We start from the raw sequence: 22,112 nt of genomic DNA on the forward strand, positions 1-22,112 counted from the left end.
GTATAATTTATGATTGAGGTAACGCTTTACGGTAGAGGTGGACAAGGTGCAGTTGTGGGGTCTCGGGTACTTGCCTATGCTGCAGTAGTGGAGGGGAAATATGGCCAGCAGGCTCAATCTCCCGTCGGGGAAAGAAGAGGCGCCCCGGTGTGGGGATGGGTAAGGATAGATGACAAAAAGATCAGGATCAGGGCGCCGATTGTTAGTCCTGATTATCTTATTGTCCTCGATCCTACAATAGTTTATACCGAGAATATTGAGGCCGGCCTTAAGGATAACAGCACAATAATCCTCAACTCACCAAAGAATCTGGAACTGAAGCATAAAACGATCTGTGTTGATGCTACCTCCATCGCCTTGAAACATCTGGGCAGACCCGTGGTAAACACCTCCCTGCTTGGAGCCTTCTCCGCTCTCACGGGCATCGTTTCCTTGGCGTCAATCGAGAAGGTCTTACCAGATCTATTGGGAAGAAAGCTGGTAGGAGAGGAACACACAGAAAGTAATATTGCAGCTCTCAGAGAGACTTATGAGGAGGTGAAGAGAAAATGCCAGAATTAAGAGGAGGTGTAATACATAACCTTGGTAATACCCTATTCATGAAGACCGGAAGCTGGAGGACTTTCAAGCCTGTGATTGATCACGATAAGTGTAACCGATGTATTGTCTGTAGCGATTACTGTATCGAAGGGGTAGTATATCGGAAGGGAAAAGAAGAAAAGATTGTCATAGATTACGATTATTGCAAGGGGTGTGGTGTTTGTGCCCATGAATGTCCTTTAGATGCAGTAGAAATGGTAAGGGAGGAGATGCCATGAACGGGGGAATGATCAAAACACACACACGAATGTTTCTTTCTGGTTCCGAGGCTGCCGCCTGGGGGGCAAAGCTTGCCCGGGTAGAAGTTGTCTCGGCTTATCCCATTACACCAAATACGCCTACGATAGCGGCGGTGGCTGAATTGATAAACGAGGGTACAATGGATGCAGAATTTATTAACGCCGAAGGGGAACATTCTGCCTGTAGTATCGTCGCGGGAGCTTCATCAGCGGGAGTTCGTTCCTTTACCGCGAGCTGTGGTCAGGGTATCGCCTACATGCATGAGGTGATGTGGATGGCCTCCGGGATGGCCCTGCCCTTTGTGATGGCCGTTACCACAAGGGGAATAGGTTCTCCCCAGACCTTCGGCCCGGACACCTCTGATGTCCTTTCTGAGAGAGATTCAAGCTGGCTTCAGTTCCACTGCGAAGATGCCCAGGAAATCCTGGATTCAATAATCATGGCTTATAAAGTGAGCGAGCATGAGGAGGTACTGTTACCCAGCCTCGTATCCTATGAGGGTTTTCGGTTAACCCATACCTATGAACCAGTGATGGTTCCAGATCAGGAATCTGTTGACAGGTTCCTGCCCCCATATACCCCAAAACATGCCTTTTTGGATCCAGACTATCCCATTCAACAGGGGCATGGATCTTTACTTGACTATTCTAATATGAAGAGACAGCAGCATGAGGCCATGTTAAGAGCGAAAGAGGTAATTAAGGATATTTGTGAAGAATTTGAAAAGGTATTTGGCAGAAAGTATGGCTTGATCGAAGAGTATATGGCGGAAGATGCCGATCTTGTTGTGGTCACTTATGGAACAGCGGCCGGGGTGGTGAAGGACGTGGTTGATGAATATCGAAGGGAGGGTGAAAAGGTAGGCTTGGTAAGGATAAGGGTTTTCAGGCCCTTCCCGGAAGAGGAACTGAGGAGTACTTTAGCAGATAAGAAGAAGATTCTAGTCCTGGACAGATTTAGGTCACCAGGTAGCCATGGAATCTTTTTCATGGAGATCAGGAATGTCCTCTATGGAGAGAAGCCCAAGATATCCAATTTCGTTTTAGGCCATGAAGATGTCCGCCGTCTTGATATCAGAAAGATGATCGAAGAAGCTATATCTCGTGAGGATCAATTTGAGGAATGGTATAATGTTAGTGGCATACCTGAAGCCAGTTTGAAGATGGCTGGAGATGATAATTATCAGAGATTAAGAAGAGGGGAAAAATTTACCAGGGAAGACGTTAGGGAAGATCCTTTGGTTGTCCCGGGGACCAATGTCTGTCAGGGGTGTGCCTCTATGCTGGCGGTGAGACACGTGATAGAGACTGTGGGAAAGAACTGTGTAGTCCCCGTTGCCACCGGCTGTATTATGGCTGCTATGGGAGTATGGCCTCTGTCGTCATTCAAGGTTGCCGGAGGCCATTACTGCTTTACCAATCTGGCCTCTATTGCCTCCGGGGTAGAGGCGGCAAGAAGGAGACAGGGTAAGGATTATACCATTCTGGCCATTGGCGGAGATGGTGGCCTCGGTGATATTGGCTTCGGGGCTTTATCCGGTGCCGTGGAAAGGGGACACAGAATAGTCTATGTTTGCTATGATAATGAAGCCTATATGACTACAGGGGTGCAACGAAGTGGTAGCACCTCTTATCTGGCCAAAACCAAGACCACCCCCTGGGGCAAGGAGATGAAAAAGAAGGACCTTGCCAGGATTATTGAGGCCAACGGTGCCGTTTATGTGGCTACTGCTTCGCCCAGTTATCTGCCTGATCTCAGGAAAAAGGTCCTCAAGGCTAAAGAGGCTAATGGTCCGGCCTTCATCCATATCCTTTGCCCATGCCCTACTGGCTGGGAAATGGATCCCGCCCTGGCGATTGAAATAGGAAGACTTGCCGTAGAGACAGGATCCTGGATACTGTATGAGTGGGAGGGGGGAAAGAGGACCATTACCAAAGTGCCGAAAAAAAAGAGATCTGTAGAGGAGTATCTCAAGTTACAGGGGAGGTTTTCCCATATAACCGATGCCCAGATGGAAGAGATACAGAGGTATATTGATAAGAGATGGCAGGAGTTGGTCGAAGGCAATAAAGTTAACAGCAAAAAAACAATCTAAGGCTACGGGTTACGAGTTGCGCGTAAGGGTAATAAAGTTAAACAAAAAACAATCTTAAGGAGGCAAGAGATGAGACTTGAAGGAAAGGTTGCTATTGTCACTGGCGCTGCAGGGGCAGGTATCGGTCAGGGTGTATCCTGGGCTTTGGCCAGGGAGGGGGCAAATGTTGTGGTTAGTGATGCCCATCCCAAGAGGCCATTTCAGATAGCAGAAGATATTAAGTCTGAAACGGGGCGAGAGGCCCTGGGTATTGTGTGTGATGTAACAAAGAGGGAAGACATAACCAATATGGTTAAGGAAACACTGGATAAGTTCGGAAGGATAGACATCCTGGTGAACAATGCCGGTGGAAACAAACTTCAGCAGGTAGTTGATATGGATGAGGAGGTGTGGGATTTTGTTATAAACGTTAATCTTAAGTCTACCTTTCTGTGCTGTAAAGCAGTCCTTCCCACAATGATTAAACAGAAGTATGGAAGAATTGTCAATCTTTCGTCTTCCATATTTTTAGTCGGTTCTAAGGATGGCGAGGCCCATTACACGGCGGCGAAGGCAGGTATTGTCGGATTTACGAGGGCTTTATGTAGAGAGGTAGGCGAACATAATATTACGGTAAACTGTATCGCCCCAGGACTGATCATGAACGAGTTTCTCCTCAAAATTTATCCCAAGGAATATTTCGATGATTTTGAAAAAAACGTTCCTCTCGGAAGAAGTGGAAAGCCTTCGGACATAGCCGGTGCTGTGTTATTTTTCGTTACCGATGAGGGGAGTTATATGACCGGCCAGACGCTTTCTGTAAGTGGCGGGTGGACCACATATTAAACACCCACGGCAAAGCCGAGAGAGTATTGGGTCTTAGGTAGAAGAAAGGGGTGCAGTATGGAAAGGATATTGAGTAAGATTGCAGAGACCACATCAGATCCCTATGGGTATGTCGCTGGGCTCAAGGAGCGTAAGAATAAGAAGATTATTGGTTGTTTCCCCATGCACATTCCGGAAGAGATAGTCCACGCCGCCGGTCTGATACCGGTAGTAATATGGAGAGGCAACGAACCGGTAACATGGGGACATGCTCATGTGCCACCGTATGACTGTGGTATTACAAGAAGCTTCGTTGATGATGCAGTGAGAGGAAAACTGGATTTTATGGATGGGCTGGTCTTCCATATAAGACAATGCCTGCAGGCGGGAGAGTTTCCCTTTATTATGGAGAGACATTTTAAGCCTGCCTACCAAAAGGTTTTATACCTTCCTGCCATCTATCCCGGCAAGGCCACAAGGGATTTTGCACTAAAAGAATTGGAATCTTTCAAGACATCATTAGAAGACTTCACCGGCAAAAAGATAAGCGATGATAATCTCAAGAAGAGTATTGAAATATATAATAAGAACCGCAGCCTTATGGAAAGGGTCTATGAAATGCGGCGGGAAAAACCGGAGATCTTGAAGGCAAAAGAGGTCATGCAGATAGTATGGTCGAGCATGTTGATGCCCAAAGAAGACCACAATGAATTGCTGACAGAGCTTATTAAAGGAATGGAAGAAAAGGCGATGGAAGCAAAAAAAGAAAAGATTAAGGTTATCCTCGTTGGCTGTCTCTGCCAGACCCTTCAATTTGACATCCTTGACCTGATAGAAGATCTGGGAATGATTATCCCTGACGATGACCTCTACATCGGTTCAAGATACTTTGCAAATAAAGTCAATCTGAATGGTGATCCCATGGAGGCCCTTGTGGATCGTTATCTTACCAAAAGCCCTCTCTGTCCAACCAAGGGAGTCTGGGATATCCATTGGGGAGATGAGGTCATAAAGAAGATGAAGGATAACAATGCCAGGGGTATCATCAGTATCCTCGTAAAATACTGTCCTCCTCACGCCTGTTATTATCCTGACTTTAGAAGCAAGATGGAGAAAGAGGGGGTACATGAAACAATGATACAGATGGAACACGAGATTATGACTCTGGAAGGGATAAAAACCAGGTTGCAGTCATTTGCAGAGATGATAGGGGGTGTATAATGGATGTGCAATATAAAGTAAACAGGCTTAAAACAACGAATGAGATCAGGCTGTTGGTAGATAAACACTGGGCTGACCTGAGAACAGCCAAGGAAAGAGGAGAGATGGTGGCATGGGCATCGGGCCCCACATTCATATTTGCCTATGCAATGGGTATGAAATGCCACTTTATGGCCGGTTATGCCGCATACTGCGGCGGTATAGGGGCAGGAGAAGAGGTGTTAAGGGTGGCAGAGATGGCGGGGGACCTTCCTGAGACGTGTTCATATCATCGCCTTCACATGGGGATGGGCGAAGCGGTAGCCAGAGGGATACCCATAAATCCACAGGCAATACTTCCCATGCCAGATTTGATGATAGCGGGTCGCCTCTGCCCGGAGATGTCCCATTATGCTGAGGGGCTTCATCGAAGATTTGGAGTTCGCGTTTTGCCTATTGATCTTCCTGCTGTTTTCAATGTAGAAGACATGCCCAGGATAAGAGAATTTGTTTACAGGCAATTTAAAGAGGTTGTTATACCGACTTTTGAAGATGTATGCGAAAAGCCCTTCGATTATGATCGAATGAGTGAGATCTTAAGTATACTCAAAAAGGTAGCCACCCTCAGAAATCAGTGTTGGGAATTTTTTAAGGACAAACCCTCTCGTTGGACACTCTGGGACTATGGTGTAAGTATTGCACCTGTTTTCTATTTGATGGGAAATCCGGCAGGTATCGCCTATTACGAAAGACTCCTTAACGAATTACAAGAGCGGAGAGAACAGGGTATCCCTGCAATAGCCCCGGATGGAGAGAAATACCGGCTATATTGGGATGGGTGGCTTCCCTGGGCGTTTTTAGGCAAATTTATGCGCAAATTTATCCCTCATGGCGCCGTTGTCCTCTGTGGAAGATATCCCTGGGAGTTTTTCCCTCATCCGGAACTGATTGACCCTGAACATCCGGTTGAGACCTGGGCAGATTTATATTATGGGATGGAAAGTCACCTGATTTATACCTTCTCCCCTAAGGGAACAATAGACTTGATAGGCAAGTTGATTGAGGACTACTCCCTTGACGGATTGATCATGTTTTCCTCCAAAACATGCAGGATAATGAACCTTGCCCAACCGGATGTAATAGATGTGTTGGATAAAAAGTACGGGATTCCTGGAGTAATTGTTGAAGGAGACATGATTGATCCCGCTATGATTTCAGATAATCAGATAGAGACAAGGCTTCAGGCGTTATACGAAATGATAGATTCAAGAAGAAGGTAAAGAGAATGGCTTACACTGTGGTGGGTGTAGATATAGGTTCCCTTTCATTCTGGCTCCTGAGTAGTGACTACAAAACTTCAGGTAAAAAATGAAAGAAACCATGTCAAGGTATGAAAAAAAGAAGGAATTCGTTGTGGCCATTTCTAAGAAAATCCAAGGATTTATTACCGACTCTTCATGGATCAGGAAGATGTTTGAGGAGGGTGTCAGTCTCAAAAAGCAGTATGGGGCGGAGAATGTGTTTGATTTCAGTCTCGGGAATCCTAATCTCGACCCCCCTACTCGGTTTAAGGAATTACTCCGGCATGTGGCCGGGGAAGATATCCCCGGCATGCACGGGTATATGCCCAATGCCGGATACCCGGAAACGAGGGATGCTGTCGCTTCCTATCTCAGCAGAGAGCATGGTGTATCCTTATCCGCTGAACACATTATCATGACCTGCGGGGCAGGGGGAGCGCTAAACGTGATCTTAAAGGCCCTTCTCGATCCAGGCGAGGAGGTAATCATTCCCGCACCGTTCTTTGTAGAGTACAGGTTTTATGTGGACAATAGCGGCGGTATCACAAAGATCGTAAAAACGAGGGAAGATTTTTCCCTTGATCTCGGAGCAATAGGCGACGCCTTCACGGAAAAAACAAAGATTGTCTTAATCAATTCTCCCAATAATCCAACGGGGAAAGTGTATGACAAAGCAACAATAAGGGGGCTGGCCGCCCTCCTTGAGGAAAAATGCAGAGTGTATGAAAGGAATATTTACCTCGTCTCCGACGAGCCTTATTCTGATATAGTCTATGACGGTGTAAAGGTGCCGAGTATACTTTCGGCCTGTAAAAACGGCGTCATAACCTCTTCCTATTCCAAGAGTCTATCTCTTGCCGGAGAAAGGATCGGCTTCATCGCGGTCAATCCGGAAATCGCAGATGTCAAAGAGGTCATCAACGGGATGATCCTATGCAACAGGATACTTGGTTTTGTCAATGCACCCGCCCTTATGCAGAGAATAGTGGCCAGAATGCAGGGTGAGCGGGTCAATGTGGAGGAATACAAAAGAAAGAGAGATATGCTCTGTGATGGCCTTTCCTCACTCGGTTACCAGTTTACCAGACCCGAGGGAGCATTCTATCTCTTTGCCCGCACGCCTATCGAAGATGATATTGAATTTGTCAGGGCCCTCCAGAAGAGAAAAATCCTTACCGTTCCTGGTAGCGGATTCGGGGGACCAGGACATTTTCGCATCGCCTACTGTGTGGATGACGCTACCATCATCAATGCGATGGAGGGATTCGGGCAGACATTGAAAGAGTATCTTTAATAGAGGCGGGTGGGAATGTACGGTTTGTTCTTCCTGGATCTCCTTCTCTATTGCTTTTCCGAGGTATATTCTTCGTACTTTGGTAACTTTTCAGCCTTTCCAACCTTTAACCGGGGGATGTTCCTTTTGTTCATTCGTATTGCCCATACTTTACCTTCTCACCCCATCATTAACTACCCACACTGGATGGCAGCCTACGTCCATAGCCTATATTTAGTTCCTTTTGTCGCTGATTGAGAAACTCATCCAATTTCAGAATGTTCCACCGCTGATTGGCTCTTCTGAGTTCGACTATAATATCCTTAGCATCTCTCAGCAATGCCTCATCTGCATCTTTCCCGATGCTTGCCAGTTTCATAGAGAGTTCCTTCATTTCCTCTTCTTCCCCTTCTAAGGCCTCAGCCCTCGAAAATATACCAGTGGTCCCACACCTGGGACACTGCCGGAAGTCAGCACATCCGGTAGCTGGTCAACCAGCCTTACTCAGGTATCTGAATGTGTAAAATACATCTGTAAAGCCACACTTGTCACAAGTCATCTTCATCATCTCACTACCTCCTTCTTTTCTCTAATTAGTCCGTCCTGAAAAATAGGACTTTTCAAACGTTGTTGTGATTTTGCTCTTTGAAAACTGAAGAAGACGAAAGATAAAAAGGGAATCCGGGTGGGGTTCCCGTCTATGCCGCCAAAGATAGAGTCTTGTTCCTCTGCTTTTCTTCTCTGTGCCTACGGCAGCGGCCTAACAACCGCATTTTTTAGAGGAAACTAATTAAACCTCCTTTTGAGATAAAATCTCTTTTAATATTATAGGAAAAATCTTCTTTTTTAGCAACTTTTTTTTAGATTAAGGGCAAACCATCTCGGATCAGGCTGTTATTGTTAATCATAATTATGTTTTTCTCCAGGAGAATATCTATCGTTACATGAAAAAAGGCATGGAACCCATGAAAGCGGTTTACTTAAATGAAGTTCGCGGTATGACAACCCAGAAGAGATAGTTGGCCGTGTGTTTTTTTGACAATTTGACAAGAACTTGCTATCCTTAAAATAAGGATTTAGATTCTCTTGAAGGAGGTATCATGATCAGCCAAGAAATGATAGACAGATCAGCCCGACTAGTCTCTGGATGTCGACGGGTCGTGGCATTAACGGGGGCTGGTATCTCTGCCGAGAGCGGGATATCAACCTATCGGGACCCGGGCGGTCTGTGGGACAGATACCCGGAGGGGAGTTCCGGGGGGATAGTGGCGGTAATGGCCAGACACCCCAAGGATGCGCCACAGATTTTAATGGGCTTTTTAAATGGCATCAAGACGGCCAGACCGAATCCAGGTCATCAGGCGTTGGTTGACCTTGAAAGGATGGGTTATCTGAGAGCTGTCATCACCCAGAATGTTGACAACCTTCATCGGGAGGCGGGCAATTCCCGGGTATTCGAAATGCATGGGAATGTCTATCGGCTTCGCTGTCTCGAATGTGGTAAAAAGAAGGTACTGGAACGAAATGCGTTTTTTGAGGTCTTCGAGGAATATATCGCAAAGATGGAGCGATTTTCTTTCGAGGAGATGGCATCTCATTTTCCACGTTGCTCCTGTGGTGGGAATACACGTATGGATGCTGTGGCATTTGGAGAGCCAGTTCAGGACCTAAATGAAGCAATGGTTGAGGCCAGGGCTTGTGATCTCATGCTGATTTTGGGTACATCCGGCGTAGTTTACCCGGCAGCCTCTCTCCCTTCAATGGCCAAATCAGCGGGGGCTTTACTGATTGAGATTAATCCCAGGGGAAGTGCCCTCACCGACCAATCTGATCTCTTTCTGGAAGGAAATACGGGGGAAATCCTTCCCCTGATCGTTCTTTCACTAAAAGAAATCATGGTAAAAGAGGGGGGCGCCTGAACTTACTGGAGGGCATGCAATTCCTGAAAATAGAGAAGGGGAATTTTTGAAAGAGAGATAGTATGGATATGGATACTTTAAATAGGGAAAATGGGAAACTCGCCGGACTTTCATTTGAGATAGGGCCCATACGTCCTCCCAGTGAAGGTGGTAGTTATTCCCTTCTGATAAGGGTTACCAGAAACTGCCCGTGGAACCAATGTGCCTTCTGCTACGGCAGACCGTATGATCACGAAAAATTCCAGATGCGATCTGTGGACGATGTTAAGACCGATATTGATACGGCAGGGCTTATCTGCGACGAAATAAAAAATGTATCCTGGGAGCTGGGCTATGCTGGCGATATAAGCGCCCCGGTGGGAACCACTCTCCTCAGAAGGATGCCCCAACTCGGCAACAGCCATAGTTTTATCAATGTCTTCAATTGGCTGCTTTCGGGGGCAAGAACGGCCTTTTTACAGGATGCTGATTCCCCTATCATTCCTACCCCCCGATTGGTTGAAATTATCAAATATTTAAGGGAAAGATTTCCTACTCTGGAACGGGTAACCTCCTATGCGAGGGCCAAGACCATATTTAAAAAGAAAGGGAAAGATCTAAAAGACCTGTCTCATGCAGGTCTTGCGAGATTACATATAGGACTGGAGACAGGGGATGATGAGTTGTTAGCGAAGGTGAAAAAAGGGGTAACAGCGGAGGAACATATCGTTGCCGGAAGGAAGGTCATGGAAGCTGGCATTGAGCTTTCAGAATATATCATGCCCGGTTTGGGGGGGAAGGCCATGTCCAGGCAACATGCCGAAAGTACGGCCAGGATACTGAACGCAATCAACCCTGATTTTATACGGTCGAGGCCATTCACCCCTTTACCCGGTACACCCCTGTTTGACGCATACATGAATAATAAACTGGAGCTTCTATCGCCTCATGAGTGCTTGGAAGAAATGAAAATACTGATCGCCGGACTGGATGTAACCAGCAGGATTTGCTTCGACCACTTCAGGAATCCCGCCTATTTGAATGCCACCGGACAGCTCACCCACCTATTAAAACAGGATTACGATGGATATAAACTTCCTGAAGAAAAAGGGGCTCTTCTTGAACTCATAGAAAAGGGGTTAAGGATCAGTGAAGAGAAATTTTTACAAACTGAGGATTATATTCATCTGGGAAGCCTTTAAACTTTTAAACATATTTGAGATAGATTAAATAAGGGAAAAGGATATTTTAAAGAAAAGGATTACATCAATAATCGGGAGAATATTTTCTGCCAAAGATCAGTCCCGTCTGGAAAGAGATATCCAGTCTATTATTGACGCGGGGGAGGAAAATGGGCTGATAGATCCCCACTCAGGCGAGATGATCCAGAGTATCCTTGAATTCAGGGATACCATCGTCAGAGAGGTCATGATCCCGAGGACAGAAATCGTTGCCATCAGGAGCAACGCAACGATTGAAGAGATTCTTGATCTGATCATTAAGTATGGTCATACGAGGATGCCCGTCTACAGTGGCAATGTGGACAATATTGTCGGCATCCTAAACGTGAAGGACCTCCTTAAATTCTGGTCAAAACCGGTAACAGAGGGCGATATCATCTCCTGCCTCAGAAATCCCTATTATATCCCGGAAACAAAGAACATTCATCTTCTCCTCCATGAGTTAAAACAAAAAAAGTACCACATGGCGATTGTGATTGACGAGTACGGGGGGACGTCGGGACTTGTCACCCTCGAAGATTTAATAGAGGAAATTGTCGGGGAGATTCACGATGAGCATGATCTAGAAGAAGGGGGCTTTGTGGAGCTTGCCGATGGTTATACCCTTGTTGACGGCAGAATGGAGATCGAAAAAATTGAAGATTATTTTGATGTCGAGTTTTTGGAGGGAAAGTTTGAGACCCTCGGGGGATTGATCCTTTCCATGATCAAAAAAATCCCGGTGGCAGGAGAAATGATTTATATAGATAATTTTGAAATGATTATAGAATCGGCCGATGAACGGAGTATTAAAAAGGTCAAGATCGGAAGAGTGAACAGTGAACAAGGTCAAGATCGGAAGAGTGAGCAGTGAGCGGTGAACGGGGAATCAATAAAAATGCATTCGTTTTAGCTGCTGCCTCCGGGATTCTCCTTTTCCTCTCTTTCCCCAAGTTTGGGATGGGGATATTTGCCTGGGTCGCCCTTGTTCCCCTTTTATATGCCCTGAAAGGGAAGCACCCCTCAGAGGGACTGGCTATCGGTTTTATTGCCGGTCTTGTGTCCTATATCGGCATCATCTACTGGGTCACGTTTGTTGTGGTGCACTATGGTTACCTGCCCTATTATGTGGGCATCTCCGCCATGGTGCTCTTGGCAGCCTACCTAAGTCTCTATATAGCCCTCTTTGCCGCTGGCGTCATTTATTTTAAAGAGAGGGGTATTCCCCCGATCCTGGTGGCGCCTCTTTTATGGACCTGCCTCGAATATGGCAAGTCTCATCTGCTTACCGGTTTTCCCTGGGAGAACCTGGCTTACTCGCAATACTTATGTGGTCCCATGATCCAGGTGGCTGACATAACCGGCATCTATGGGATTACCTTTCTCATCGTTTTGATTAATGTTGTTTTTTATGACTTGTTATCATATCGGCGGTCAGCGATCGGCAGTCAGGGGTCGGGAAAGCGCCTGCTCGTGGAAGTTACGGCAGGATGTGCCCTGGTCTTGATCTGCTATTTTTATGGCGTCTTGCGCATCGAAGAAATCAGGAAGGATCTACGGGAAGCAGAAGCAATGGAAGTTGCCCTTATTCAGGGAAATATTGATCAGAGTATCAAGTGGAATCCCCGGTACCAGGATGAGACTTTGAACGTCTACAAATTACTGTCCCTTCAGATGTCACCATCAGGATCAGGATTAATCGTCTGGCCGGAGACCGCCGTGCCCTTTTATTTTCAGGATATGGACGATTTACATAGAAAAGTGACGGATGTTGCAAAGGTACCCGCTGACTGGCTGCTGTTCGGAAGTCCCAGCTATCAGAGGGAGGAGGGTAAACTATCCTCTTTCAACAGTGCTTTTCTCCTTTCCCCTGAAGGAAAGATCCTCGGACGATATGATAAGGTTCATCTGGTACCCTTCGGCGAGTATGTACCCTTAAAGAAACTGTTTCCCTTTATCGGTAAATTGGTGGTGGGTGTAGGAGACTTTGGTGCAGGAAAGGGATTTTACCCCTTGTCAATGGACAGTCGTAAAGTGGGCGTCCTGATCTGTTACGAAGGGATATTCCCTGAGGCAAGCCGGACATATAAAAAAAGGGGAGCAGACCTGCTTGTGAATATAACCAATGATGCCTGGTTTGGCAGGACATCAGCCCCCTTTCAACATCTATCCATGACGGCATTCAGGGCAGTGGAAAACCGCCTCTATGTCGTCAGAGCCGCAAATACGGGAATCAGCGCCATTATTGATCCCACAGGAGAGTTTATCTCTCAAACAGGATTGTTTAAAAGATCAGCCCTGCGGGGAATGGTTAAATTTATTGACAAACAGACATTCTATACGATATACGGGGATGTTTTTGTTTACACTTGCCTGATATTTCTGTCAGTAATTTTTTTAACTTCATTGAAGAGGAGAAGACAATATGCTTGAATTAACTGAGGCCATTGCAGATTTAAAGAAGAGAATCGAACGTCTCGGAAACTGCCTTTGACATTACAGGCAAGGAATTGCAAATCAAAGAAATGGAAAAGTGTTCGTTAAAGGAAGACTTCTGGACTGATCCTGAAAAAGCCAGTGAAATACTGAAGGAAAAAAACAGGTTGACGACGATCGTCGCTAACTGGAAGAGACAGAAAAGCGCCCTGAATGACCTGGAGATGCTTTTCGAGATGGCCCGTGAAGAAAATGACGAAGAGACACTAAATGATATTGGCCGTGATCTGGATAAACTGAGGTTATTCGTGAGTGATGAAGAACTCAGGATGATGCTGGGCAGCGAACAGGACCACATGAATGCCATCATGACGATTCATGCTGGTGCCGGCGGTACAGAGGCCCAGGACTGGGCGGCGATGCTTTTACGCATGTACTTAAGATGGGCTGAGAAAAAGGGATTCTCTACCACTATCATTGATTATCAACCAGGAGAGGAAGCCGGCGTAAAGAGTGTCTCCTTGACCCTGGAGGGAACATACGCATACGGGTATGCCAGGGCAGAAATCGGTATCCATCGTCTTGTACGGGTATCTCCTTTTGATGCCGGTGCCAGGAGACATACCTCCTTCGCCTCTGTTTTTGTCTATCCGGAAGTGGATGATAAAATCGTCATCGAGATAGATGAGAATGACCTGCGCATTGATACCTATCGTTCTACGGGGGCGGGAGGTCAGCATGTGAACAAGACCGACTCTGCCGTCAGAATTACCCATTTACCCACAGGGATAGTAGTGCAATGCCAGAATGAACGGTCCCAGCATAAGAATAAGGCCATGGCAATGAAGTTCTTAAGGTCTCGGCTCTATGAGCTGAAGCTCCGGGAACAAAGCGAAAAGTTACACGAATTGAACAAGTCGAAAAAAGAGATCGCCTGGGGAAGCCAGATCCGTTCTTATGTTCTTCATCCCTACAGAAAGGTGAAGGATCACAGGACAAATTTAGAAGTGGGGAATGTAGGCAGGGTATTGGACGGCGATATAGATGACTTTATCGAAGCCTATCTGCTGCAATAAATAATTTTTCATCATAGGGGAAGATAAAAAATAGCCTCAAAACACAGAAAGGAGAGATCAGAACCATGCCGAAACTAAGGATCTATTTTATCTTTTTCGTGGTTTCCATGTGCGTTTTTCTCTATAGCTATACACAAAGTGAGGCTGAAGATCGGTCATCTCTCGCGGGTACTGCAGGAAAAAAACCTGCCGTTGAGGAGTCCCCATGTACATCTGAAACAAAAGCAGTCGTAAAAGAACGAGAGGAGATTCATAAACAGACGGAGGCAATCGAAGCTAACAGACGCCCGAAACAAATAAATATTACCTCTTCCGAAGACGCCAATAAACAGCAAGAGGAAACCGAAGAAGCGATCATGGAAGAAGCTCTTGAATTACTGAATGGCTCCCAGAATTACTGGGCAAAAGGTGATCTTGAAAGTGCCCTTAATCTGCTGGATCAGGCCTATGCTCTCCTCCTGGACACTGACGGGCATCCTGAGATAGCCCGGCAGAAAGATGATTTACGCCTGTTGATAGCAAAGCAGATTTTAGTCATTTATACCTCCAGACAAACACTCACCAACGGAAAACGTGGAGAGATACCTCTTGTCATGAATGCAGATGTGGAAAAAGAGATACGAAATTTTCAGACCATAGAAAGGGATTTTTTTATCCAATCCTATAAACGTTCAGGACTCTACCGTCCAATTATTCTGAGAGAGTTGAAAAAAGCGGGATTACCCGAAGAACTATCCTGGCTCCCTCTTGTGGAGAGCGGTTTCAAGATTTCTGCCTTCTCGCGTGCAAGGGCCCTTGGTCTGTGGCAGTTCATCTCGTCAACGGGTTATAAATATGGCTTGAACAGAGACGAATGGGTGGATGAACGGATGGATGTGGAAAGCTCAACAAGAGCAGCTATCGCCTATCTTAAGGAACTCCATAACATGTTTGGTGACTGGCTGACCGTTCTGGCGGCATACAATTGCGGGGAGGGTAGGGTACTTAGAGTCATATCAAGTCAACACCTGAATTATCTCGACCGATTCTGGGATCTCTACCACCAGCTCCCAAATGAAACGGCGCGGTATGTTCCCCGTTTTCTCGCCACTCTGCATATCATCAAAGATCCCCAGAAGTACGGTATTGATCTGATAAAAGACGAAGAATTGCCTGTTCCTCCCCCATACGAATGGGTAAAGACATATAAACCGATGCGATTGCAGGATATCGCCCTTCACCTTAACATCTCAGAAGAGTTATTAAACACCCTCAATGCTGAACTGAGGCATAAAATTACCCCCGACCGGGAATATGAGCTGAAAGTCCCCCTGGAGGTAGCGGAAGAATTCGCTCTGGTTGGTGATGAAATTCCCCGCTGGGAGAAACCCGCTCCTGTCTCTGCTTCTATCCGACCAGTTCTGATCAAACATCGTGTAAAACGAAAAGAGACGATTTCTTCTATTGCCCGAAGATACAAAACCTCTGTCAGGGCAATCAGAGCCTATAATCACCTATCATGTCGAGGAATTAGGGTAGGTCAATACTTAAACATACCCATTCGTAGCTATCGCTATGCTAGGATAAAGGCAGACCAACAACCTGAGGTCACTGAGGAGCTCACGAGATATAGGGTGAAAAAGGGTGATACACTTTTATCCCTGGCTAAGCGCTTTGATACCACCGTCTCCAAAATAAAAAAGATAAACCGGCTCAAAGGGAATATGCTCAAATCTGGTCAGATCATAATGGTCGCGTATCAAAAAGGAGAGGGTAACAACAGTGACGAGGGGAAAAAAGCAACGAGGAAAAAACGAAACAGAAGGACTGCCTCTGTAAAGACCGTTGAGAGAACATATACCGTCAAAAAGGGGGATTGCCTGATTAAAATCGCCAGGGAAAATAATGTCGCCCTTGATGAACTTCTTGACCTTAATAACCTTGCCCGTAAAGATACCATTACCCCTGGCCAGATCATCATCGTGAAGTAACTCGTACCAATAGAAGGTAAAATAAGATGCCCTTTCTAAAGATGACATACTATGGCAACACGCTGAATGCATGGCTTTTCGCCCTTATCGTTACCATTGTTATTTTTGCGACCCTGAAGGTCTTGCAAAAAGTTATCATAAAGCACCTGGCCCCTTTTGCTGAAAAGACAGAGACTTTTTTTGACAACCTTGCCATAGACCTCCTTAAGAGTACGAAATTCTTCTTTTTCCTTTTTCTGTCTCTTTATGCAGGTTCACTCACCCTGTCACTGCCGGAAAGGGCAAGTTCTCTTCTTAGAAATGCGACCCTCATTGCTTTCTTTCTCCAGGCGGCAATTTGGGGAAATCATTACCTCTCTTTTTTTCTCAATCGCTATAAAAGTCAAAAGTTAGCATTGGAACAGGGTGCCGCTAGTGTAGCGACAATCGCGGCATTTGGTTTCATGGGTAGACTGTTCCTCTGGACGGTTGTCCTTCTCCTTATCCTCGATAATCTCGGAGTGGACATTACCACCCTGATTGCTGGTCTCGGCATCGGTGGTATTGCTCTGGCACTGGCTGCCCAGAATATCCTCGGAGACCTCTTCGCCTCCCTGTCAATTATGTTGGATAAACCGTTTGCAATCGGGGATTTTATCATTGTAGATGAATATATGGGAAGCATCGAACAGATAGGTCTTAAAACCACACGCATCCGTAGTCTTTCCGGTGAGCAGCTCATCTTTTCCAATGCCGATCTTCTCAAGAGTCGCATCAGAAACTACAAACGGATGTATGAACGTCGTGTAATTTTCTCTATCGGGGTCATCTACCAGACATCTTATGACAAACTCAAAATCATCCTTGGTATAATCCGGGAGATTATCGAAGCCCAGGAGCAGACACGATTCGATCGGGCTCATTTCAAGGAGTTCGGAAACTCATCATTAAATTTCGAGATCGTCTACTGGGTTAAGAACCCGGATTACAATGTTTACATGGATCTCCATCAGGCCATCAACATGGAAATCTTTCGCCGTTTTGAAGAGGAAGGGATCGTCTTTGCCTATCCCACACAGACTCTGTATTTGAATAAGGAAGAATCAACTGAATGAGGAGGGGGGCACTTTGGTACAGGCCCCGCATCACCGGCGGGGGAGGGAGCCTAACTTTTTCCCCAGTTTACTGTCTTTCAATATAAAAAGTAGTTCTCTTTCTTTGTTTTCCACGCACTTTGCCTCGTCTTCCCCGGTATCTTCATGATTGTACCCTAAAAGATGAAGTATACCATGAATCATGAGAAAATCCAGTTCATCATCCAATTCGGCAGCAGCTTCCCGGGCATCTCTAAGGGCTGTCTCTACTGAAATAACAATGTCACCAAGGATATGGGGATTAATGTCACCAAATTCACCCTCCGACATGGAGAACGAGATCACATTGGTGGGGCAGTCCCTGTTCAGAAAACGCCTGTTTATATCCCTGATGCCCTCGTCATCGACAAACAGTAAACTGATCTCTTTATCTTCACAATTGAGCGTTTTCAGGATTTTATTTAGTACCCGCCGCACCCGCCGGAGGTCTATCTTTATTCTTCTCTGCCGATTTTCGATCAATATTGCCATTGTTTAATTTCCTGCTGCCATTGTCACGGATGATCGAGTCAGGATAATCGATACGGTGATGGAAAATACCGTTGAGGATTCTCGCGAAGGTTTCGGCGATTTTGTTTAAGTCACGCAGGGTCAATTCACACTCATCAAGCTGACCATCCATAAAGATTCTTTCTATTCTTTCCCTGACGAGATGATTGATTCGCGAAGGAGCAGGATTTGACAGAGTTCGTGACGAGGCTTCCACAACATCACCCAGCAAAACAAGTCCCGCTTCCTTGGTTTGAGGCTTCGGCCCCGGGTATTGAAAATCGCTTTCTGACAGCGACCTGATAGAGGGGTCCCTGTCCTTTTTGGCCTTATCGTAAAAGTAATTGACGAGACTGGTTCCATGATGTTGTTTAATAATGTTTATAATTTCCGGTCCCAGCTTGATCTTATTTGCCAGTTCGCAGCCGTCTTTGACATGGGAAATAATCACGAGACTGCTCATTTTGGGTGACAGTTTGTCATGTTTATTCTCCCCGCTCTGCTGATTTTCAATAAAATACTGAGGTTTTTTCATTTTTCCAATGTCGTGATAGAAAGCGCTGACCTTAGCCATAAGGGAGTTAGCTCCGATGGCATCGGCTGCTGCCTCCACCATGGATGCTACAATAATACTGTGGTGATAGGTACCCGGAGCCTCCATAATCATCCGCTGGAATACAGGACGATTAAGATTGGCAAGTTCCAGGAGCTTGATATCTGTCGTGTAGGGAAAAAGGGCTTCAAAAAGGGGGGTGATGCCAGCGACGATAATTCCGGCAACGATTCCTCCTGGGATACCCATGAAGAGCTTGATTATCGTATCCATGGAGGCAATACTACCGGAAAGGAGAGAGAGGAAGACAATAGTCATACCATTTATGGCGCCTAAAAAAAGACCTGTCCGGAAAAAAGCCGAGCGTTGCCTGTAAGCTACAACATGATAAGATACCGCAACGCTTCCAAAGAAGGAGAAGAGGAACATAGTCATCTTACCATCAAAGAGGAAGGTAATAAGAAAAGACAAAAAGACCGAAAAAATAAAAGCAATGTTCCTGTTCATAAAAATACCAACCAGCATGGCGCCGACGGCAAAAGGAATGACAAAGAAACATGCCTCTGTAGGTAAAAAGGGAAACGCCCGGTTAATGGCTTCTGAAATGAAAATTCCAGCTCTTACCAGGAGAACCTGAAGAAGAGCGGTAGCGCTTAAAAATAATATATCTACTTTTATTTTTTTTAGCCAGTTTCTGGCTAAATGGAAGAAAATGATGGTCAGAAAGATGATCGTAAGGAAGATACCCAAAAAAATAGAGAGACTCGAAAGTCTCCTTTCTCCTTCTATCTTATAAAATGCCTCGAGCTTGTCCAGGTCGGTACGGCTGATCTTCTCTCCCTCGCGCACAATCATTTCATTCTTTTGTACCTGAAAGTAAACAGGTTTTACACCTGCCATGGTGATCTGTTTTCTTTTTTCGGTAGCGTCTCTATTAAAAGTAAGGTTTGGCTGGATCAGTCTTTTAGCCAGGGAAACGGCAACCTTCTTAATCTCCTCCTGATCACGGCCGAGAATGGTCTTTGCCCTTTTCCGTAAGATAGTCTCAACGTCCTCTAGATGCCAGATTTTTGCAGGTCCTCTTCCCTCCCATGTCTCTAAAAGACCTTCTCCGCCCTTTTCCTTCCTTATGTGGAGAAACGGTACTTCTTCCAGCAAAACACTTATTTCATTTTGCGTTCTCACGTCCCTGATGATGATCCCCCTGTCTATATCATATCTTGGAAAGGTTGCATCGGTGATCAATCCAGTGTCATAAACGGCGGTAATCAGTTTAGAGGTTTTACTTGCAACCTCGGGGGAAAACATGTATTTTCGGAGAATATTAAATTCGTCGTCCGTAAGCGTTATTCCCAATGCCTTCTCAAAATCTTTCCTTGTCTGTCTTGAGAGTTCCTGTCCACCGACCTGAGATGTGACGTCAATTAATTTATCCTTGCCATGGTATGCTTTTCCTATCAGTGAAAAAGCATTATTCAGGTTTGCCGTCAACTGGGAAGCGGTATCGCTGTCGTAGTCATAGAGCGACATGGTACCTTTGAGAGTTTCCATCCTTTTCTGGTCTGTAGAGACCCGGTCTTCAACGAGAAAATCACGATCGGCCTTTATGTCTTTAGAGACAATTGAGCCGACTTTATAATGGGGGTGAATAAAGTGAATATGGGGTGTGAGTAGCAAGGATAAAATAAAGCTCAAACAAATACCGATGCCCCACCTTTGAAAAACAGTGTTTCTGGCAAATTCAGGAACAATGTTAATTCGATTCGCTGTTCTTTTAAAGATATTTAAAATGTTGTTTGTGATGATAACAATAAAATTCATTATGATTCCCGATATGATTCCCGATTTATATTTTTTCCCTTTCCCCGCTCCAGATGATTATAAGCCCTTATCACATCCTGGACAAGGTGATGTCTTACCACATCAATCTCCGAGAAATAGACAAACCTGATTCCCTCTATTTTCTTCAGAATTTTTTCCACTTCAATGAGGCCGGATATTCTATCAGACGGGAGATCAATCTGGGTAACATCACCCGTGATGACGGCCTTTGAACCAAATCCAAGCCTCGTCAGAAACATCTTCATCTGTTCTGAAGTTGTATTTTGGGCCTCATCAAGGATAACGAAAGAATCATTCAAAGTCCGTCCCCGCATAAAGGCAAGGGGGGCAACCTCGATGACTCCCTTCTGGATGAGGGCGGATGACCTGTCAAAATCAATCATATCAAAAAGGGCATCATACAGCGGCCTGAGATAGGGGTTAACCTTTTCGGAAAGGTCACCTGGCAGAAAACCAAGTTTTTCACCGGCCTCAACGGCGGGCCTTGTCAGGACAATCCTGTTCACCTTTTTTTCGAGGAGAGTAGATACAGCCATGGCCATGGCCAGATAAGTCTTTCCTGTCCCCGCCGGGCCGATGCCAAAAACCATATCATACTTCCTGATGGAATCAATATAGAGCTTCTGGGCAATGCTCTTCGGTGTGATAATCTGTTTTTTTGATGAGATAAAGACCGTATCCAGAAATATCTTCTCCAGGTCTGCCCTGCTGTTTTCGGAGAGTATCCTGTGGGCGTAATCAATGTCGGCGGGGTAGACGGGATATCCTTTTTTCATGATGGCATAGAGCTGGACAAGAAGGTTTTTCACCAGCGCAACGGCGAGAACATCGCCGGAGATAGAGATGTCATTCCCCCGTATACCTACCTTGACCCGTTCTAATCTTTCGATGAGCTTTATGTTTCTGTCATGTTCACCAAACAGGTTTTTGAGAATACTGTTGTCCGTAAAACTAATCTTTTCAACTGTAATATGTTCAGGTATTTGTTTCAAGTATATCTCGAGCCTTTATATGAATGGCCTTTTAATACTACTCCGACAGATGTGAGCACTGATTAACCAAGAATTGCAAGGAAGAAACCACCCATGAAAATGATTCTAATAGCCTTCACCATGTGCTCGCCATTTTCATTGATCCATGTGTGATCGGCTTCAAACGCAAGCAGCTCCTTGATCAGTTGTCCGTCCATCTTCGACCTCCATCTTCCTTTGCTCTCCTCAGGGCTGGTTTTGGCTAACGTTCAAGCGTAAACGACGTTGCCCGCCCTGTCAGGGTTGGCGCAAGATTTGATGCTTTTTCAAATCTTGTGACAAAGGGCAATGTCGCCACTGTGGTGTTGATTTTTCGATAGCGCTTACGTACCCGTTAGGCGCAGTTCACGGTCAAGCTCTATTTTCTTTCTCCCATAACGTCTTTAAATCTCTGGCTCCATGAACAAGAGCCAGCATTACAACACGAGATTGTTCTATACTGTGTAAATGAGGCGATAATCTCTTATTAGGAGTTCTCGAATATTAGGATTGCCAAGCTCTGGAACAATGCGTCCTCTTTCTGAAAACTCATTGAGGGAACGGCTTGTGTCCAAAATCTGCTGGGTAAATGCTGCGGCGTAAAAAGAGGAGTCCCTTGCTATATACTCGGCAAGGGCATCAAGGTCATCAGTGGCTTCATAAGACCAGATTACTTTCCGAGCCATTTTGCCATCCGCTTTTCAACCTCTTCTTGTGTGTAAACTCTTTCCTCTTCCGCATCCTTCAGCCCACGTTCAATCTTTTGAAGGACATAAAGGTGATACTGGACATCCTCCAGAGAGCAATCATCCGGTAAGCGGGTAAGAAGGTTATTGACCTCCTGTTTTACTGTCTGCATTGTTATTCCCTCTTCGGTTTATGAATATGAAGAAATTACACCTTTTTTTGACCGTGAATTTCGGTCGAGTAGAGCACAGGCGCACGCAACCTTAGGTAGAGAGTTTCCGACAT

Annotated in this window: 21 protein-coding genes; 14 read left to right on the forward strand and 7 right to left on the reverse strand. The window is 45.5% G+C overall.

What is annotated here, in order from left to right:
- The first annotated feature begins 9 nt into the window (after positions 1–9).
- From QMD03_03700 to QMD03_03730, 7 genes are all read left to right on the forward strand, one after another.
- Complete coding sequence (locus QMD03_03700; GenBank protein ID MDI6776335.1) at positions 10–561, forward strand: 2-oxoacid:acceptor oxidoreductase family protein; 552 nt, start codon at positions 10–12, stop codon at positions 559–561.
- On the forward strand, positions 549–818 hold the full coding sequence (locus QMD03_03705; protein MDI6776336.1) for a 4Fe-4S dicluster domain-containing protein: 270 nt from the start codon (positions 549–551) through the stop codon (positions 816–818). The genes QMD03_03700 and QMD03_03705 overlap by 13 nt, the downstream gene beginning before the upstream one ends.
- Positions 815–2,935 carry a thiamine pyrophosphate-dependent enzyme gene (locus QMD03_03710; GenBank protein MDI6776337.1) on the forward strand — a complete coding sequence of 707 codons (2,121 nt, stop codon included), beginning with the start codon at positions 815–817 and terminating at the stop codon, positions 2,933–2,935. The genes QMD03_03705 and QMD03_03710 overlap by 4 nt, the downstream gene beginning before the upstream one ends.
- A gap of 69 nt (positions 2,936–3,004) precedes the next feature.
- Complete coding sequence (locus QMD03_03715; protein MDI6776338.1) at positions 3,005–3,760, forward strand: 3-oxoacyl-ACP reductase family protein; 756 nt, start codon at positions 3,005–3,007, stop codon at positions 3,758–3,760.
- A 57-nt stretch (positions 3,761–3,817) separates the two neighbouring features.
- On the forward strand, positions 3,818–4,960 hold the full coding sequence (locus QMD03_03720) for a 2-hydroxyacyl-CoA dehydratase family protein (GenBank protein MDI6776339.1): 1,143 nt from the start codon (positions 3,818–3,820) through the stop codon (positions 4,958–4,960).
- Positions 4,960–6,219, forward strand: a complete 1,260-nt coding sequence (locus tag QMD03_03725; GenBank protein ID MDI6776340.1) for a 2-hydroxyacyl-CoA dehydratase family protein — start codon at positions 4,960–4,962, stop codon at positions 6,217–6,219. The genes QMD03_03720 and QMD03_03725 overlap by 1 nt, the downstream gene beginning before the upstream one ends.
- A gap of 88 nt (positions 6,220–6,307) precedes the next feature.
- On the forward strand, positions 6,308–7,534 hold the full coding sequence (locus QMD03_03730; protein MDI6776341.1) for a pyridoxal phosphate-dependent aminotransferase: 1,227 nt from the start codon (positions 6,308–6,310) through the stop codon (positions 7,532–7,534).
- Between the two features lie 169 nt (positions 7,535–7,703).
- Here the strand turns inward: QMD03_03730 and QMD03_03735 are convergent, their stop codons facing one another.
- Positions 7,704–7,907 carry a hypothetical protein gene (locus QMD03_03735; protein ID MDI6776342.1) on the reverse strand — a complete coding sequence of 68 codons (204 nt, stop codon included), beginning with the start codon at positions 7,905–7,907 and terminating at the stop codon, positions 7,704–7,706.
- A 706-nt stretch (positions 7,908–8,613) separates the two neighbouring features.
- Between QMD03_03735 and QMD03_03740 the strand changes: the two genes are divergently transcribed.
- The 7 genes from QMD03_03740 to QMD03_03770 all read left to right on the forward strand — a co-directional run bounded on the left by QMD03_03740 (position 8,614) and on the right by QMD03_03770 (position 17,207).
- Positions 8,614–9,432, forward strand: coding sequence for a Sir2 family NAD-dependent protein deacetylase (locus tag QMD03_03740; GenBank protein MDI6776343.1), 819 nt, complete (start codon positions 8,614–8,616; stop codon positions 9,430–9,432).
- A gap of 62 nt (positions 9,433–9,494) precedes the next feature.
- A complete protein-coding gene (locus tag QMD03_03745; protein MDI6776344.1) occupies positions 9,495–10,613 on the forward strand; it encodes a radical SAM protein in 1,119 nt (372 codons plus the stop codon).
- Between the two features lie 178 nt (positions 10,614–10,791).
- Positions 10,792–11,505: a hemolysin family protein gene (locus QMD03_03750; protein MDI6776345.1), complete on the forward strand. Its 714-nt coding sequence runs from the start codon at positions 10,792–10,794 to the stop codon at positions 11,503–11,505.
- Positions 11,502–13,064 (forward strand): apolipoprotein N-acyltransferase, encoded by a 1,563-nt coding sequence (lnt, locus tag QMD03_03755; GenBank protein ID MDI6776346.1) that lies wholly within the window; start codon positions 11,502–11,504, stop codon positions 13,062–13,064. Before QMD03_03750 ends, lnt begins: the two co-directional genes overlap by 4 nt.
- Positions 13,057–14,143, forward strand: a protein-coding gene (gene prfB / locus QMD03_03760) for a peptide chain release factor 2 (GenBank protein ID MDI6776347.1) whose coding sequence is annotated in 2 segments (ribosomal slippage) — positions 13,057–13,122 and positions 13,124–14,143 — 1,086 coding nt in all. Because the reading frame shifts where the segments join, the coding sequence is not laid out codon by codon here. Before lnt ends, prfB begins: the two co-directional genes overlap by 8 nt.
- A gap of 65 nt (positions 14,144–14,208) precedes the next feature.
- Complete coding sequence (locus QMD03_03765; GenBank protein ID MDI6776348.1) at positions 14,209–16,113, forward strand: LysM peptidoglycan-binding domain-containing protein; 1,905 nt, start codon at positions 14,209–14,211, stop codon at positions 16,111–16,113.
- Between the two features lie 26 nt (positions 16,114–16,139).
- The gene (locus tag QMD03_03770) at positions 16,140–17,207 is read left to right on the forward strand and encodes a mechanosensitive ion channel family protein (GenBank protein ID MDI6776349.1); all 1,068 of its coding nucleotides are present in this window, start codon (positions 16,140–16,142) and stop codon (positions 17,205–17,207) included.
- 30 nt (positions 17,208–17,237) lie between these two features.
- Here QMD03_03770 and ybeY read toward each other — a convergent pair whose 3' ends face one another.
- The 6 genes from ybeY to QMD03_03800 all read right to left on the reverse strand — a co-directional run bounded on the left by ybeY (position 17,238) and on the right by QMD03_03800 (position 21,999).
- Positions 17,238–17,717, reverse strand: a complete 480-nt coding sequence (ybeY, locus tag QMD03_03775) for an rRNA maturation RNase YbeY (GenBank protein MDI6776350.1) — start codon at positions 17,715–17,717, stop codon at positions 17,238–17,240.
- Entirely contained in the window at positions 17,644–20,109 is a 2,466-nt protein-coding gene (locus QMD03_03780) for an HDIG domain-containing protein (protein MDI6776351.1), read from the reverse strand. Before QMD03_03780 ends, ybeY begins: the two co-directional genes overlap by 74 nt.
- On the reverse strand, positions 20,109–21,122 hold the full coding sequence (locus tag QMD03_03785) for a PhoH family protein (protein MDI6776352.1): 1,014 nt from the start codon (positions 21,120–21,122) through the stop codon (positions 20,109–20,111). The genes QMD03_03780 and QMD03_03785 overlap by 1 nt, the downstream gene beginning before the upstream one ends.
- Before the next feature lie 62 nt (positions 21,123–21,184).
- Positions 21,185–21,319, reverse strand: coding sequence for a hypothetical protein (locus QMD03_03790; protein MDI6776353.1), 135 nt, complete (start codon positions 21,317–21,319; stop codon positions 21,185–21,187).
- Between the two features lie 276 nt (positions 21,320–21,595).
- On the reverse strand, positions 21,596–21,826 hold the full coding sequence (locus tag QMD03_03795) for a type II toxin-antitoxin system RelE/ParE family toxin (protein ID MDI6776354.1): 231 nt from the start codon (positions 21,824–21,826) through the stop codon (positions 21,596–21,598).
- Positions 21,811–21,999, reverse strand: coding sequence for a hypothetical protein (locus QMD03_03800; GenBank protein MDI6776355.1), 189 nt, complete (start codon positions 21,997–21,999; stop codon positions 21,811–21,813). Before QMD03_03800 ends, QMD03_03795 begins: the two co-directional genes overlap by 16 nt.
- Positions 22,000–22,112: the final 113 nt, after the last annotated feature.

The organism is Syntrophales bacterium, assembly GCA_030018935.1.
Classification (GTDB): domain Bacteria; phylum Desulfobacterota; class Syntrophia; order Syntrophales; family CG2-30-49-12; genus CG2-30-49-12.